At 73.3% G+C, this 15481-nt stretch carries 14 protein-coding genes; 5 read left to right on the top strand and 9 right to left on the bottom strand.

Annotated features, from left to right (window positions below):
• Positions 1-143 precede the first annotated feature (143 nt).
• Positions 144-1346, top strand: coding sequence for an amino acid deaminase/aldolase (locus E5083_RS26235; protein WP_135788150.1), 1203 nt, complete (start codon positions 144-146; stop codon positions 1344-1346).
• Positions 1347-1365: 19 nt separating this feature from the next.
• Here E5083_RS26235 and E5083_RS26240 read toward each other — a convergent pair whose 3' ends face one another.
• The 4 genes from E5083_RS26240 to E5083_RS26255 form a co-directional block, all read right to left on the bottom strand.
• Positions 1366-2607 carry an HAD family hydrolase gene (locus E5083_RS26240; protein ID WP_135788151.1) on the bottom strand — a complete coding sequence of 414 codons (1242 nt, stop codon included), beginning with the start codon at positions 2605-2607 and terminating at the stop codon, positions 1366-1368.
• A 51-nt stretch (positions 2608-2658) separates the two neighbouring features.
• The gene (locus E5083_RS26245; RefSeq protein WP_135788152.1) at positions 2659-3447 is read right to left on the bottom strand and encodes a 3-oxoacyl-ACP reductase; all 789 of its coding nucleotides are present in this window, start codon (positions 3445-3447) and stop codon (positions 2659-2661) included.
• On the bottom strand, positions 3448-4818 hold the full coding sequence (locus E5083_RS26250) for an aldehyde dehydrogenase family protein (protein ID WP_135788153.1): 1371 nt from the start codon (positions 4816-4818) through the stop codon (positions 3448-3450).
• 70 nt (positions 4819-4888) lie between these two features.
• Positions 4889-6247 carry a glutamine synthetase family protein gene (locus E5083_RS26255; RefSeq protein ID WP_135788154.1) on the bottom strand — a complete coding sequence of 453 codons (1359 nt, stop codon included), beginning with the start codon at positions 6245-6247 and terminating at the stop codon, positions 4889-4891.
• A gap of 91 nt (positions 6248-6338) precedes the next feature.
• On the opposite strand from E5083_RS26255, the gene E5083_RS26260 reads away from it, so the two are divergent.
• The gene (locus tag E5083_RS26260) at positions 6339-7085 is read left to right on the top strand and encodes a FadR/GntR family transcriptional regulator (RefSeq protein ID WP_135788155.1); all 747 of its coding nucleotides are present in this window, start codon (positions 6339-6341) and stop codon (positions 7083-7085) included.
• Positions 7086-7128: 43 nt separating this feature from the next.
• The gene (locus E5083_RS26265) at positions 7129-7827 is read left to right on the top strand and encodes a gamma-glutamyl-gamma-aminobutyrate hydrolase family protein (protein ID WP_135788306.1); all 699 of its coding nucleotides are present in this window, start codon (positions 7129-7131) and stop codon (positions 7825-7827) included.
• On the opposite strand, the gene E5083_RS26270 is transcribed toward E5083_RS26265, so the two are convergent.
• Positions 7824-8738, bottom strand: coding sequence for a LysR family transcriptional regulator (locus E5083_RS26270; RefSeq protein ID WP_135788156.1), 915 nt, complete (start codon positions 8736-8738; stop codon positions 7824-7826). The genes E5083_RS26265 and E5083_RS26270 overlap by 4 nt on opposite strands.
• A 70-nt stretch (positions 8739-8808) precedes the next feature.
• Here E5083_RS26270 and E5083_RS26275 point away from each other — a divergent pair, with 70 nt between their 5' ends.
• On the top strand, positions 8809-9930 hold the full coding sequence (locus E5083_RS26275; protein WP_135788157.1) for an SLAC1 family transporter: 1122 nt from the start codon (positions 8809-8811) through the stop codon (positions 9928-9930).
• Here the strand turns inward: E5083_RS26275 and E5083_RS26280 are convergent.
• The 4 genes from E5083_RS26280 to E5083_RS26295 all read right to left on the bottom strand — a co-directional run bounded on the left by E5083_RS26280 (position 9842) and on the right by E5083_RS26295 (position 14365).
• Positions 9842-10561 (bottom strand): helical backbone metal receptor, encoded by a 720-nt coding sequence (locus E5083_RS26280; protein ID WP_135788158.1) that lies wholly within the window; start codon positions 10559-10561, stop codon positions 9842-9844. The genes E5083_RS26275 and E5083_RS26280 overlap by 89 nt on opposite strands.
• Positions 10561-11133, bottom strand: coding sequence for a helix-turn-helix domain-containing protein (locus E5083_RS26285; RefSeq protein ID WP_135788159.1), 573 nt, complete (start codon positions 11131-11133; stop codon positions 10561-10563). The genes E5083_RS26280 and E5083_RS26285 overlap by 1 nt, the downstream gene beginning before the upstream one ends.
• Positions 11134-11481: 348 nt before the next feature.
• Positions 11482-13290 carry an ABC transporter permease/substrate binding protein gene (locus E5083_RS26290; RefSeq protein ID WP_135788160.1) on the bottom strand — a complete coding sequence of 603 codons (1809 nt, stop codon included), beginning with the start codon at positions 13288-13290 and terminating at the stop codon, positions 11482-11484.
• Complete coding sequence (locus E5083_RS26295) at positions 13283-14365, bottom strand: quaternary amine ABC transporter ATP-binding protein (RefSeq protein ID WP_135788161.1); 1083 nt, start codon at positions 14363-14365, stop codon at positions 13283-13285. Before E5083_RS26295 ends, E5083_RS26290 begins: the two co-directional genes overlap by 8 nt.
• Positions 14366-14552: 187 nt before the next feature.
• Here E5083_RS26295 and E5083_RS26300 point away from each other — a divergent pair, with 187 nt between their 5' ends.
• Positions 14553-15473 (top strand): 5'-3' exonuclease, encoded by a 921-nt coding sequence (locus tag E5083_RS26300; RefSeq protein WP_135788162.1) that lies wholly within the window; start codon positions 14553-14555, stop codon positions 15471-15473.
• Positions 15474-15481: the final 8 nt, after the last annotated feature.

Raw genomic sequence — 15481 nt, forward strand, 5'->3', positions numbered from 1 at the left:
CGCTGCGGCCGGGTGTTTTCCGCCGTACGTGCGCGTCACTTTACGGGTTCCGGGCGGCCGGGACGGAACGGGCCGACGCCCTCGGGGCATCTGCCCGGAACATCCCCCTACCCTCGGGTAATCGCGTCTGGCAGGCTGCCGTCATGACTGCGCGTGCCGCCGACCGGGCCCGGTACGACCGGGCCACCGCCGCCTACGAAGCCCCGCTCGCCCTCGTGGACCTGGCCGCCTTCGACGCCAACGCGGCGGACCTCGTGCGCCGGGCGAACGGCAAACCGATCCGGGTCGCCTCCAAGTCGGTCCGCTGCCGGGCCCTGCTGGAACGGGTGCTGGCGCGGGAGGGCTTCGCCGGGATCATGTCCTTCACGCTGGCCGAGTCGCTGTGGCTGGCCCGCTCGGGCTTCGACGACGTACTGCTGGCCTACCCGTCCGCCGACCGCGCCGGGTACGCCGAGCTGGCCGGCGATCCCAAGCTGGCCGCCTCGGTCACGGTGATGGTGGACGACGTGGCCCAGCTCGACCTGATCGACGCCGCCCGCGCGGGTGGGCGTGAAGTGGTGCGGGTCTGCCTGGAGTTGGACACCTCGCTGCGGCTGTTCGGCGGCCGGGTGCGGGTGGGCGCCCGCCGCTCCCCGCTGCACTCTCCCGCCCAACTGGCCGAGCTGGCCCGGTCGGTGGCCCGGCGTCCGGGATTCAAGCTGGTGGGAATCATGGGGTACGAGGGGCACGTGGCCGGGGTCGGGGACGCGGTGGCCGGGCATCCGGTGCGCTCGCGGGCGGTCCGGCTGATGCAGGCGGCGGCCCGGAAGGAGCTGGCGGAGCGGCGCGGGGCGGCCGTACGGGCGGTGCGGGCGGTGGCGCCGGAGCTGGAGTTCGTCAACGGCGGCGGCACGGGCAGTGTGCAGCACACGGCGGCCGAGGACGCGGTGACGGAGATCGCGGCCGGGTCGGGGCTGTACGTGCCCCGGCTGTTCGACAACTACACGTCGTTCACGGGCCGTCCGGCCGCCCTGTTCGCGCTGCCCGTGGTCCGGCGGCCGGGTGTGGGCGCGGTGACGGTGCTGGGCGGCGGCTATCCGGCGTCGGGTGCGGCGGGCCCGGACCGGCTGCCGGTGCCGTATCTGCCGGAGGGGTTGCGCTTCGACCCGCAGGAGGGTGCCGGGGAGGTGCAGACCCCGCTGCTGGGCTCGCCCGCCGACGATCTGCTGATCGGTGACAAGGTGTGGTTCCGGCACGCCAAGGCGGGCGAGCTGTGCGAGCGGTTCGACGTGCTGCACCTGGTGGAGGGGGACACGGTCACGGCGACCGTGCCCACCTACCGGGGCGAGGGGCACACGTTCCTGTAAGGGCCCCCGTAGAAAAGGATCAGTACACCGTGTCCGCCTGGTCCGGCACCACCGAGCCGTCCGGGCGGAGCACCGGCGTGTGGCCGCCGTCCGGGGCGTTGTAGGCGGTGGTGGAGCAGGGGTACGGGTCGGTCCTGCGGGGCAGCGGCTCGATGAACATCGGGTTGATCACCCAGCGGCCGTCCGCGTCGTCGTAGGCCCGGCACATCAGCTCGGCCTTGTTGCGGTTGAGGACCAGGTGGGCGCCGGTGGCGTCGGAGACGAAGGTGACGTCGGTGTCCGCGTCGCCGCCGCCGACGGCGATCCGCTGCTTCCAGGGCTGCTTCTGCCAGGCGGCGGGGCCCTTGATTCCGTAGATGTCCTGGTTGATCCAGCACCGCTTGCCGTCGATGTACGGGATGACGTCGCCCTTGTTCACGCCGATGCCGCCGCAGCCCTCGTTGCGGGTGGTGATGCGGCCGCGGTGGTCGAGGACGGAGCGGATGGCGATGGTGTGCGCGGCGTCGATCCCGACCCCGCGCGACCAGACCTCGGTGACCGGTTCGGAGCCGGCGGAGACGATGTACACCCGGAATCCGGCCCGCTGGAGGGTGCGGATGAGGTCGCGCTGCTGGTCGTAGTAGCGGACATAGGCCGGGACGGTGTGGGTGCCCAGGGTGCGGGTGGCGCCGATGGGCGCGGCCAGCGCCTCGGTGCGGGCGGCGGCCGCGTACGAGGAGAGCTGGGCCGGGGTGCGGCCCGCGAAGAGCTGGGGCACCCAGGCGTACTGCGGGACGGTGCGCCGGTGGTTCCAGGTGCCGGCGAAGGCGGCGGCGCCGCTCATCGTGGTGCCCTTCTCCCGGATCTCCACGATCTCGTCGGTGCACTTGGGCCGGTCGGAGGTGCGCAGGGAGCCGCCCGCGCCGGTGCCGCAGGCGGCGGTGAGCGCGCGGTCCCCGGCGTCGGTCATCCAGGCGCTGGTGTCCTTCCAGCGGGCGGGCCGGGGCAGTGCGTTGTGGCGCAGGGCCCAGGAGAGGGTGGCGTCGGTGACGTCGTTCTTGGTGACCGTGTTGTCCCAGTCGAAGGCGGCGACCGCGCCGCGGTGTCCGGAACAGGTGCCGTAGGCGTCGATGACCTGTTGCAGATGGGCGCGGTTGTTGCCGTACCAACTGGTGCCCAACTTCGGGCACTTGGCGTCTGCGGCCGCCGCGGTGGGGGCGAGGGCGGGGGCGGCCGCGAGGGCGGCGGCCGCGGCGAGGGACCAGGCGAGTAGCTGTCGCATGGGACGGGGACCGTACACCTTTCGTGGGGAGAGGGGTGACGTACGCGCCGACTACAGCGGGGTGACGTAGGCGCCGGAGATGCCGCCGTCGACCAGGAAGTCGGTGGCGTTGACGAAGGAGGCGTCGTCGCTGGCGAGGAAGGCGACGGCGGCGGCGATCTCGTCGGCCCGTGCGAACCGGCCGAGCGGGATGTGCACCAGGCGGCGGGCGGCCCGCTCGGGGTCGGTGGCGAACAGCTCCTGGAGCAGCGGGGTGTCGACCGGGCCGGGGCACAGGGCGTTGACCCGGATGCCCTCGCGGGCGAACTGCACCCCGAGTTCGCGGGACATGGCGAGCACCCCGCCCTTGGAGGCGGTGTAGGAGATCTGGGAGGTGGCCGCGCCCATCCGGGCCACGAAGGACGCGGTGTTGATGATGGAACCCCGGCCCTGGCGCCGCATGTAGGGCAGCGCGGCCTTGCAACAGAGGTACACGGAGGTCAGGTTGACCTCCTGCACCCGCTTCCACGCCTCCAGGCCGGTGTCCAGGATGGAGTCGTCGTCGGGCGGGGAGATACCGGCGTTGTTGAAGGCGATGTCGACGCTGCCGTAGGTGTCGTGGGCGGCCTTGAACAGCGCCTCGACCTGCGCGGGGTCGGTGACGTCGGTCTTCACGAACAGCCCGTCGACCTCCTCGGCGGCGGCCTTGCCGCTGGTCTCGTCGATGTCGGCGCAGACCAAGCGGGCGCCCTCGGCGGCGAGCCTGCGGACGGTGGCCAGCCCGATGCCGCTGCCGGCTCCGGTGACGACGGCGGTACGGCCGACCAGGCGGCGGCAGACGGGAGCTTCGGTCTCGGTCACTTAAGCGGGCCCCTCTGTGCTGAGGAAGACGTTCTTGGTCTCGGTGAAGGCGGTCAGGGCGTCCGGGCCGAGTTCACGGCCGAGTCCGGACTGCTTGAAGCCGCCGAACGGGGTCCAGTAGCGGACGCTGGAGTGGGAGTTGACGGACAGGTTGCCCGCGCGGACGGCCCCGGAGACGCGCAGGGCGCGGCCGAGGTCGCGGGTCCAGATGGAGCCGGAGAGTCCGTAGGGGGTGTCGTTGGCGAGCCGGATCGCGTCCCGCTCGTCGTCGAAGGGCAGCAGGACGGCGACGGGGCCGAAGATCTCCTCGCGGGCGGCCGGGCTGTCGGGGGCCGCGTCGGTGAGCACGGTCGGCGGGAACCAGAAGCCGGGGCCGTCGGGGGCGGTGCCGCGCAGGGCGGGGGCGTCGTCGGGGACGCAGGAGCGGACGCGGTCGCGCTGGGCGCGGGAGATCAGCGGGCCCATCTGCGTCTTCTCGTCGGCCGGGTCGCCGACGACCACGGCGGCTAGGGCGTCCGCGAGGAAGGCGCGGGCCTCGTCGTAGATCTCGCGCTGGACCAGGACGCGGGTGCGGGCGCAGCAGTCCTGGCCGGCGTTGTCGAGGAAGGAGAAGGGGTCGAGGGCGGACTTCAGGTCGGCGTCGGCGAAGACGATGTTGGGGCTCTTGCCGCCGAGTTCGAGGGTCACCGGCTTGAGCAGGCGGGCGCAGCGCTCCGCGACCTCGTGTCCGGTGCGGGTGGAGCCGGTGAACACGATCTTGGCGATGTCCGGGTGGTCCACCAGGGCGCGTCCGGCGGTGTGGCCGTGGCCGGGCAGCACCTGGAAGAGGTGCTCGGGCAGGCCCGCCTCCAGGGCGAGTGCGGCGAGGCGGAGCGCGGTGAGCGGGGTGGTCTCGGCGGGCTTGAGGACGACGGCGTTGCCCGCGGCGAGCGCCGGGAAGGAGCCCCAGGCGGCGATGGGCATCGGGAAGTTCCAGGGGGCGATGACGCCGACCACGCCGAGGGGCTCGTGGAAGGTGACGTTCCAGCCGCCGGGTGCCGGGATCTGGCTGCCGGTCAGCCGTTCGGCGCCGCCCGCCGCGTAGAGCAGCAGGTCGCGGGCGTTGCCGGCCTCCCAGCGGGCGTTGCCGAGGGTGTGGCCGGCCTCGCGGACCTCCAGCAGGGCGAGTTCCTCGGTGTGCGCGTCGACGGTGTCGGCGAAGCGGCGCAGCAGCCGGGCGCGGTCGGCGGGGGCGAGGGCGGCCCAGGCGCGCTGGGCGGGGACGGCGCGGGCGACGGCGGTGTTCACGTCCTCGGCGCTCGCGGCGGGGACGGTGGCGAGGGTCTCCTCGGTGGCGGGGTTGACCACCTGGAGTTCGTGCGGGTCCGTCAAGGAGGTGTCACCTTTCACGGGCGTTCACAGGTGTTCGCGGGTTCACGGGTGTTCACAGCCGGCGGCCTGTTCACAGGCGTTCGAAGGACCGGCGCAGTTCCCAATCGGTGACGGCGGCGTCGAAGGCGGCCAGCTCGACGCGGGCCATGTTGGCGTAGTGGGCGACCACGTCCTCGCCGAACGCGGCCTTGGCGATCGGGCTGGTCTCCCAGAGCTGGGCGGCCTCCCGCAGCGTGGTGGGCACGTGCTCGTACTCGGCGGTGTAGGCGTTGCCCGCGCAGGGCTCGGGCAGTTCGAGCCGCTGCTCCACCCCGTACAGCCCGGCCGCGACGAGTCCGGCGACGGCGAGGTACGGGTTGACGTCACCGCCGGGCAGCCGGTTCTCGAAGCGCAGCGAGGGGCCATGGCCGACGACACGCAGGGCGCAGGTGCGGTTGTCGTGGCCCCAGGCGACGGCGGTGGGGGCGAAGGAGCCGGGCTGGAAGCGCTTGTAGGAGTTGATGTTCGGCGCGTACAGCAGCGAGAAGTCGCGCAGCGCGGCGAGCTGTCCGGCCAGGAAGTACCGCATCACCTCGGACATGCCGGCGCCGTCGGCCATCACGCTGCGGCCGTCCTCGTCGGCGAGCGAGAGATGGATGTGGCAGGAGTTGCCCTCCTTCTCGTTGAACTTCGCCATGAAGGTGAGCGCCATCCCCTCCTGGCTGGCGATCTCCTTGGCGCCCGTCTTGTAGACCGCGTGCTGGTCGCAGGTGCGCAGGGCCTCGGTGTACCGGAAGGCGATCTCGTGCTGGCCGGGGTTGCACTCCCCCTTGGCGGACTCGACGGTGAGGCCCGCGCCCGCCATCTCGTTGCGCAGCCGGCGCAGCAGGGGCTCGACGCGGCCGGTGCCGAGGATGGAGTAGTCGATGTTGTACTGGTTGGCCGGGGTCAGCCCCCGGTACCCGGTGTCCCAGGCGTGCTCGTAGCTGTCCTTGAAGACGATGAACTCCAGCTCGGTACCGGCCTGGGCGGTGTACCCCAGCCCGGCGAGCCGCTCCAGTTGGCGGCGCAGGATCTGGCGCGGGGCCGCGGTGACCGGGGTGCCGTCCTCCCAGGCGAGGTCGGCCATGAGCAGCGCGCTGCCGGGGTGCCAGGGCAGGCGGCGCAGGGTGGCCGGGTCGGGGCGCATGGCGAAGTCGCCGTAGCCCCGGTCCCAGGAGGACATCTCGTAGCCGTCGACGGTGTTCATCTCGGTGTCGACCGCGAGGAGGTAGTTGCAGCCCTCGGTGCCGTGGTCGAGTACCTCGTCGAGGAAGAAGCGGGCGGCGAACCGCTTGCCCTGGAGTCGCCCCTGCATGTCGGGGAAGGCCAGCACGACGGTGTCGATCTCACCGCCGGCGACCAGCGCCCGCAGTTCCTCGATGCTCAGCGGGGGTGTGCGGTCTGCCACGGGAGAGCCTCCTGGGACGTGCTGCGCGCGGTCCGGCGGGGAGCCATAAGGTATGGCGGGGAACCATTGCTTGGGAAGGGGGCGCGACCGGATGGCGGGGAATGCGGGGGCGCGGGAGCCGAGAGAGGGGGCCGACCGGCTGGGCGCGGTGCTGCGGCCGGTGCGGGCGGGCAACGGCTTCGAGGAGGCGCTGGAGCAGATCCTCCAGGTGGTCCGGCTGGGTCTGGTCCCCGACGGTGAACGGCTGCCCGCCGAGCGGGAGTTGGCCGAGAGGCTGGGCATCAGCCGGGTGACGCTGCGCGAGGTGCTGCGGGTGCTGCACGACCAGGGGCTGGTGGAGTCGCGGCGCGGGCGGTACGGCGGCACGTTCGTGCTGCGCCGCGCGGACGGGGTCGGCGAGGACGAGCTGCGGCGCCGCACGGCCGAGGTCGACATCGAGGACGTGCTCCGCTTCCGCGAGGTGCTGGAGGTGGGCGCGGCCGGGCTGTGCGCGGCGCACGGGCTGACCGGGGAGGGCGTCGTACGGCTGCGGCGGGCGCTGGACCACACCCGCGACGCGCCGCTCGCGGACTACCGGCGCCGGGACACCCTGCTGCACCTGACGCTGGCCGGGCTGTGCGGCTCGCCGTCGCTGGCGGCGCAGTACGCGGGGGTACGGGCGGGCGTGAACGGCCTGCTGGACTGTATCCCGTTGCTGGTACGGAACTTGGAGCACTCCCAGCGGCAGCACGCCGCGCTGGTGGAGGCGGTGCTGGAGCGGGACGCGGACGCGGCGCGGGAGATCGCGCGGGAGCACTGCGCGGGCACGGCGGCACTCCTGCGGGGCTTCCTGGCGTGACCCCGGCTCTGCAAAGGTATGCGTGAGCACCTTTGGAGGGCACATGGGCGGACGGCCGCTGATCGGCGTGAGTACGTATCTGGAGGCGGGCGCCCGCTGGGGCGTCTGGGAGCTGGAGGCGGCGCTCCTCCCCGCCGCCTACCCCCGCTTGGTGAGCCGCTCCGGCGGCCTCCCCGCCCTGCTGCCCCCGGACGACCCGGCGCTGGCCCCGGAGGTGGTGGCCCGCCTGGACGGCGTGGTCGTCGCGGGCGGCCCCGACGTCGACCCCGCCCGCTACGGCGCCGAACGCAGCCCCCGCTGCGGTCCGCCCGCCCCGGAGCGCGACGCCTGGGAACTCGCCCTGATCGAGGCCGCGTTGGCCGCCCACGTCCCCCTCCTCGGCATCTGCCGGGGCATGCAGCTCCTCAACGTCGCCCTCGGCGGCACCCTCGTCCAGCACCTGGAGGGCCACACGGAGGCGGTAGGCGTCTTCGGCGCCCACCCCGTCCACCCGGTACCGGGCACCCGCTACGCCGCCATCCAGCCCGACGGCACCAGCGTCCCCACCTACCACCACCAGGCCATCGCCCACCTAGCCCCCACCCTCACCCCCGCCGCCCACGCCTCCGACGGCACGATCGAGGCCGTAGAACTCCCCTCCGCCGAGGGCTGGGTCCTGGGCGTCCAGTGGCACCCGGAGATGGGCACGGACGACCGGGTGATGCGGGCGCTGGTCGCCGCGGCGGGCGGAACCGGGTCCTAGCTCCGCGTCAGCGACAGCAACTCCCGCGCCGGCCCCGTAGGCCGGTGTCCCGTAGGCCATACCGCGCGCAGGTCCCGGCGTAGCGCGACCCCCTCCACCGGGATGCCGATCAGGCGGCGGGTGGTGAGTTCCTCGCCGACGGCGAGTTCGCTGAGGACGGCGGGGCCCGCGCCGCTGATGACGGCGGCCTTCACCGCTGTGGTGGAGGAGAGTTCGATGAGGGGGCGGGCGGGGGCGCCGAGGGCGGCGTCGAGGACCTGGCGGGTGCCGGAGCCGCGTTCGCGGAGGATGAGGGGGGTGGCGGCGAGTTCCGCCGTCGTCAGGGGGCGGGAGCGGCGGGCCCAGGGGTGGGCTGGGGCGGTGACGACGGTGAGCCGGTCGTGGGCGATGACGGCCGAGTCCAGGCCGGAGGGAACCGTCAGTCCCTCCACGAAGCCGAGGTCGGCCTCGCCCGCGAGCAGGAGTTCGGCGACCTTGGCCGAGTTGCCCGCGAGCAGCGACACCGCCGTGTCCGGCCGCCCGGCGCGCAGCGCGAGCAGCCAGCCGGGCAGCAGGTACTCGGCGATGGTCATGCTGGCCGCGACCCGCAGCCGGGAGTCCCTCGTCGCCCGGAGCGCCTGCGCGCCCGCGTCGAACACCTCGGCCGCCGCCACGACCTGCCGGGCCCAGTCGGTGACGAGCGCGCCCGCGTCGGTGAGCCGGGAGCCGCGCGGCGAGCGGTCGACCAGGGCCACCCCGAGCTGCCGTTCCATGGAACGCAGCCGGCTGCTGGCGGCGGGCTGGGTGATGCCCAACTCGCGCGCGGCCGCGCCCAGGCTGCCCAGCCGGGCCACGGCCAGCAGCAGCTCCAGCGCGCCCAGCTCGGGCACCCGGTGCGCCAGCGAACCGCTCCTCGCCTGCTCTTCGCTCATAAGACCACCTTATGCCCCCATAGAAACGAACTCCCTGGTCAGCGCCGACCGAGGCCGGGAAGCTGATCCCATGGTCACCGCAGCCCGCCTCCGCCACCTCGGCCCGAACTGGTACGCCGCCGTCATGGGCACGGCGATCGTCGGCTCGGCGGGCGCCGCCCTCCCCTCCCCCGTCCGCCGGCTCTGCGCCGTCCTGTGGGCCCTCTCCCTGCTCCTGCTGCTCGCCCTCCTCGCGGCCCGCGCCCTGCACTGGACCCACCACCGGGACCAGGCCCGCGCGCACCTCCTCGACCCGGCGACCGCCCCCTTCTACGGCTGTACCGCCATGGCCCTCCTCGCGGTCGGCGGCGGCGCCCTCTCGGCCGGCCGGTACTGGATCGGCACGCAGGCGGCCGTCGCCCTGGACGCCGTCCTCTTCACCGCCGGTACGGCCCTGGGCCTGGCGGCCGCCGTGGCGGTCCCGTACCTGATGGTGACCCGGCACCGGCCCACCCTCGCCGACGCCACCCCCGTCTGGCTGCTGCCGCTGGTCGCGCCGATGGTGTCGGCCGCGCTGGGCCCCGCCCTGGTGCCGTATCTGCCGCCCGGCCAGCCCCGCGAGACCCTGCTGCTGGGCTGCCTGGCGCTGTTCGGGCTGAGCCTGCTGGCCACGCTGCTGATGCTCCCGCTGCTCCTCGCCCGCCTGCTCCTGCACGGCCCGCTGCCGCTGGCGCTGACCCCGGCCCTGTTCCTGGTCCTCGGCCCGCTGGGCCAGTCCACCACCGCCACCGGCGCGCTCGCGGACCTGGCGCCGGGCGTGGTCCCGGCGCCGTACGACCGGGGGCTCGCGGTGTTCGCCGTACTGTACGGGGTGCCGGTCATGGGCTTCGCGCTGCTGTGGCTGGCGTTCGCCGCCGCGCAGGTCGTGCGCGCGCGGCGCCGGGGCATGCGGTTCGCGCTGACCTGGTGGGGGCTCACCTTCCCGGTCGGCACCTGCGTCACCGGCGCGGCCTCCCTGGCCCGGCACACCGGCCTGGCGGTGTACGCGGGGCTCGCGGTCGGCCTGTACGCCCTGCTGCTCATCGCCTGGGCCGCCGCGGCCACCGGTACCGTGCGCGGCCTGCTCAGCGGCGCGCTGCTGCCAGCGCCCGGGCCAGCACCCGGGGCGCTTCGAGCAGCGAGGGTCCGTACCAGGTCAGGTGCCGTCCGCTGACCAGGGCGCAGGGCAGGCCGGGGAACGCCTCGGGGCCGTCGTCGGCGGTGAAGCGGTACGGCTCGTCGGGCAGCACGACCAGCTCGGGGGCCGCCGCGTTCAGCTCGTCCAGCGGGATACGGGGGTAGCGCTCGGCGTGGCCGCCGTACAGGTGCCGTACGCCGAGGCGGGCCAGCACGTCGCCCGCGAAGGTGTCCCGGCCGAGCACCATCCAGGGCCGGCGCCAGACCGGCACCACGGCACTGACCGGCCGCTGCGACTCGGGCAGCGCGGCCCAGGCCGCCTCGGCGCGGTCCAGCCAGCCGGGCCGGCCCGTGGCGCCGCACGCCGACAGCACCCGCGCCAGCTCGGTGAACGCCTGCGGCACGGTGCGTACCTCGGTGACCAGCACCGGGACGCCCGCCGCGCGCAGGGTGTCGAGGTCGGGGGCGCGGTTCTCCTCCTCGTTGGCGATCACGAGGTCGGGTTCCAGGGCGGTGATCCGCGCGGTGTCGGGGTTCTTGGTGCCGCCGATCCGCTCGACGTCGAGGTCCGCCGGGCGTTCGCACCAGTCGGTGGCCCCGACGAGCACACCGGGCAGCGTCACGGCGACCGCCTCGGTCAGAGACGGCACCAGGGAGACGACCCGCACTACCGGGACCGGTCCTGGACCGCCTCGATGTGCTCGGCGACGGCCACCACGATCACCCGGGTGTCCGGCACGGTGGCCCGCCAGCGGTGGCGGACGCCGCCGGTCAGATACAGGGTGTCGCCCCGGCCGAGCCGGTACGCGCGGCCCTCGGCCTCGATCTCCACCGCGCCGTCGGCGACGTACATCAGCTCGTCGTTGCGGTGCTGGAACTCGCGGCCCGCGTCGTGGTCGCCGGTGAACTCGGAGGCGTGCAACTGGTGGTGGCCGCGCACCAGGGCGCGGGTCCGGGCGGCGAAATCGCCGTCGGCGACCGCCTCACCGCGTACGACGTCCACGCTGCACGCGGGGTCGGCGGCGGCGAGGAGTTCCACCGCCGTGGTGCGCAGCGCGTCGGCCAGCTTCTCCAGGGAGGTGCGGCTCGGGCGGGCCCGGTCGTTCTCCACCTGGCTGAGGAAGGGCACCGAGAGGCCGCTGCGCTCGGCCACGACCGCGAGGGTGAGTTCGAGCGTGCGGCGGCGCCGCCGGACGGCCGCGCCGACCCGCACGGGCTGTCGCTCCTTGTGGTCGCCCATGGCTGCGGCTCCCTCCTTCACGCGTGGCGCGGCTGCCCGGACGCCCTGTGCCGGGCGTCCCTGTCCTTAAGTTGTCTGCACCCTACGCACGTTCGGCAAACCGTTTCACGCGCCTCTCACATCCCGCGCCGCCGCCGGGCCGGTACCCCACGGTTCGCGCCAGTGCCGCGGTCCGCCGGACGCCTGGTGCTGCCCCGGCTTTCCGCGGCGTTCACCTGCTTCAAGGCTCGGGCATCCCCAGGTGTTCCCGCGAGGCGGGGTCCATGGCGCTCCGTGGTTGGCCGGATCTCTACGGTGGTGAAACCGGCCGCGGGGGGCGGACGCGTGCGCCGCGTCCGCCCCCTCACCTCATCCGGCGGCTTCCTGCTTGGCCTTGCCGGCCGGTGCCCAGGCGTCGGCCAGCTTGGGGTTCTCCTTGAGCCAGGTGCGCACGGCGTCCTGCTCCTTGCCCTTGCCGGCCTTCTGGATACGCGCCTCCAGGCCGGTGAGCTGCTTCTCGGTCATCGAGAAGTCCCTCAGCCACTTGGCGACCTCGGGGTTGTCGTCGCTGAACCCCTTGCGGGCGAGGGTGTGCACCTTGTCGCCCTTGCCCCAGGCGCCCGCCGGGTCCTTGAGCTTCTTCAGCTTGTAGTCGCTGTAGGCCCAGTGCGGGGACCACAGGGTGACGACCACGGGCTGCTTCTTGGCGTAGGCCCGCTTCAGCTCGGTCAGCATGGCCGGGGTGGAGCCGTCGACGACCTGGTACGTGCCCTTGAGGCCGTACTGGTCGAGCACCTTGTCCTTGAGCAGGCCCATCATGCCCGCGCTGGGCTCGATGCCGATGATCCGGCCGTCGAACTCGGCGGCGTGGTCCTTCAGGTCGGCCAGGGTGTTCACGTCCTTCACATAGGACGGGACGGTCAGCTCCAGGGAGGTGGAGCCGTACCAGTTGCCCAGGTCCTCCATCTTGTCGCCGTACTTCTTCCAGTACTCGGCGTGCGTGGTGGGCAGCCAGGAGTCGGTCTCGAAGTCCAGGCGGCCGGTGGCGAGGCCGGTGTAGAGTGGGCCGGCCGCGTACTGGGTGACGCTGACCTTGAAGCCGCGCCGCTCCAGCAGCTCCTTCCAGAGGAAAGTGGAGGCGATGCCCTCGTCCCACGGGATGTAGCCGAGCTTGATCTCCTTGCCCTGGCCGATGTCCGTACCGGACGCGGTGGACTTGGTGGCGCCGGGTCCGAAGACCCCGAGCCCGCCCGCGACCAGCGCGAGCACGACCACCGCGACGACGGCGACGGCCGGGCGCGGCCGGTACGACCAGGCGGTGGGCCGGGCCTTGGCGGCGGCGCGGCGGCCGAGCGGGGAGAGCTGGGTGCCGAGCGCGCCGGTGACCCGGTCGAGGTAGATGGCGAGGACGACGATGCCGACGCCCGCCTCGAAGCCGTAGCCGATGTCGAGCTGGCCGATGGCCTCGTTGACGGCGCCGCCGAGGCCGCCGGTGCCGACCATGCCCGCGATGACGACCATGGACAGGCCGAGCATGATGACCTGGTTGACGCCCGCCATGATGGTGGGCAGGGCGAGCGGGAGCTGCACCCGCCACAGGGTGTCGCGCGGGGTGGTGCCGAACGCCTCGGCGGCCTCGACCAGTTCGGCGTCGACCTGGCGGATGCCCAGCTCGGTCATGCGGACACCGGGGGCGAGCGCGAAGATCAGCGTGGCGACCACACCGGCCGCGGTGCCGAGCCCGAAGAAGAGCATGGCCGGGATCAGCAGCACCATCGACGGCATGGTCTGGAGCAGGTCCAGCGCCGGGCGCAGGGTGGCGCTCACCGCGCGGGAACGGGCGGCCCAGATGCCCAGCGGGATCGAGATGACCAGCGCGATGATGGTGGCGACCAACACCAGTGAGAGCGTGGACATGGCCCGTTCCCACAGGTCCAGGGAGTCCACCAGGGCGAATCCGGCGAAGGCGAGGACACCGGCGAGCAGTCCGCGCAGCCACCAGGCGAGGACGGCGAGGATGCCGGCGAGCAGCAGGGGCTGCGGGGCGGTGAGGACGGCGTCGATGCCGTCGTACATGCCCTCCAGGACGGCGCGGATGGCGTCGAAGAGCCAGGAGAGATGGCCGACCAGCCAGTCGACCCCGGAGTCGACCCAATCGCCGAGCGGAAGCCTAGGCACGGGCGGTCACCTTCCTCTCGTTACCGCCGTGGTCGCAGACGATCGGGTCTCCCTGCTCGTCGCCGAGGAAGCCGACCAGGCGGCTCTCGGGGACGACGCCGACCACGGTGCGGTCGGCGTCGAGGACGGCGACCGGGTGGCTCAGGCGGGCGCTGAGCGCGCACAGTTCGGTGAAGGGGGTGCCGGGCGCGGCGGTCTCGCAGGCGCAGTCGGCCTCGTCGCCGCGCACGTCGGTGTCCATGACGGCGGACGCGGTGAGCACGCGGGAGCGGTCGACGTCCTGGATGAAGGAGGCGACGTAGTCGTCCGCGGGGCGCAGCAGGATGTCCTCGGCGGTGCCGGTCTGCACGATGCGGCCGTCGCGCATGACGGCGATGCGGTCGCCCAGGCGCATGGCCTCGTTGAGGTCGTGGGTGATGAAGACGATGGTCTTGTGCAGCGTCTTCTGCAGTTCGAGGAGCTGGTCCTGCATGTCGCGGCGGATCAGCGGGTCCAGCGCGCTGAAGGACTCGTCCATCAGCAGCAGGTCGGCGTCGGTGGCGAGCGCGCGGGCGAGGCCGACGCGCTGCTGCATGCCGCCGGAGAGTTCGTCCGGCCAGGAGTCCTCCCAGCCGGCCAGCCCGCACAGGGCGAGCGCCTCGTCGGCGCGGCGTTCGCGCTCGGCGCGGGGCACGCCCTGCACGGCCAGGCCGTACGCGGCGTTGTCACGGACGCTGCGGTGCGGGAAGAGCGCGAAGTGCTGGAACACCATGCTGATCTTGTGGGCCCGGACCTCGCGCAGCTCGCGGTCGCCGAGCGCGGTGAGATCCTGCCCGTCGAAGCGGACCCGGCCCGCGGTGGGGGTGAGCAGGCCGTTGAGCGTGCGCAGCAGGGTGGACTTGCCCGAGCCGGACAGGCCCATGACAACGAAGATCTCCCCCGGCGCGACGGCGAAGGAGGCGTCGATGACGGCGGCGGTGCTGCCCTCCGCGCGCAGCTCGTCGCGGTCGGCGCCCTGTTCGAGCCGTGCCACGGCCTGGTCCGGTCGTCCGCCGAACATCTTGTAGAGATGTTCCGCTTCGATTCTCGCGGTCATGCATGTCCCTCGGCTAGGCGGCAAGAAGCTGGAGACGAGGGATAGTTGTCGCTTGATAAGCAATTGCCTCGTTCCGGCGCGCGGCGCCTGCCCGGTCGCATTTGAGCCAAACACCGAAGTGGCCCAGGTCACATGCGTGGGCCCGGTGTGCGGCCCCGCTGTCGGTGCGGTGCGGCATGATGCGAGCGTGACCGGACGACTGATGCTTCTCGACACCGCCTCGCTGTACTTCCGCGCCTACTTCGGCGTCCCGGACTCGGTCAGGGCGCCGGACGGCACCCCGGTGAACGCGGTGCGCGGACTGCTGGACTTCATCGACCGCCTGGTCAAGGACCACCGCCCGGAGAAGCTGGTGGCCTGTATGGACGCCGACTGGCGCCCCCAGTGGCGGGTCGACCTGATCCCCTCCTACAAGGCGCACCGGGTGGCCGAGGAGCACGAGGGCGCCCCGGACGCCGAGGAGGTGCCGGACACCCTCTCCCCGCAGGTCCCGGTGATCGAGGAGGTGCTGGACGCGCTCGGCATCGCCCGCGTGGGCGTGGCCGGATACGAGGCGGACGACGTGATCGGCACGTTCACCGCCCGCGCGGCCGGCCCGGTCGACATCGTCACCGGCGACCGCGACCTGTACCAACTGGTCGACGACGCCCGTGACATCCGTGTCCTGTATCCGCTCAAGGGCGTCGGCACCCTCCAGCTCACCGACGAGGCGTGGCTGCGCGAGAAGTACGGCGTGGACGGCCGGGGTTACGCCGATCTGGCGCTGCTGCGCGGCGACCCGAGCGACGGCCTGCCGGGCGTGCCCGGTGTCGGGGAGAAGACGGCGGCCAAACTGCTCGCCGAGTTCGGGGACCTGGCCGGGATCATCGCCGCCGTGGACGACCCGAAGGCGAAGCTCACCCCGACCCAGCGCAAGCGCCTGACCGAGGCCGCCCCCTATCTCGCGGTCGCCCCGAAGGTCGTCCGGGTCGCCGGCGACGTCCCCCTGCCGGACGTGGACACGACCCTGCCGCACACCCCGCGCGACCCCGCCGCCCTGGACGCGCTCGCGGCCCGCTGGGGTCTGGGCAGCTCCCTCCAACGGCTGCTGACCACCCTGGAGGCGTGACTACGACC

The organism is Streptomyces bauhiniae, from assembly GCF_004784475.1.
GTDB classification, from domain to species: domain Bacteria; phylum Actinomycetota; class Actinomycetes; order Streptomycetales; family Streptomycetaceae; genus Streptomyces; species Streptomyces seoulensis.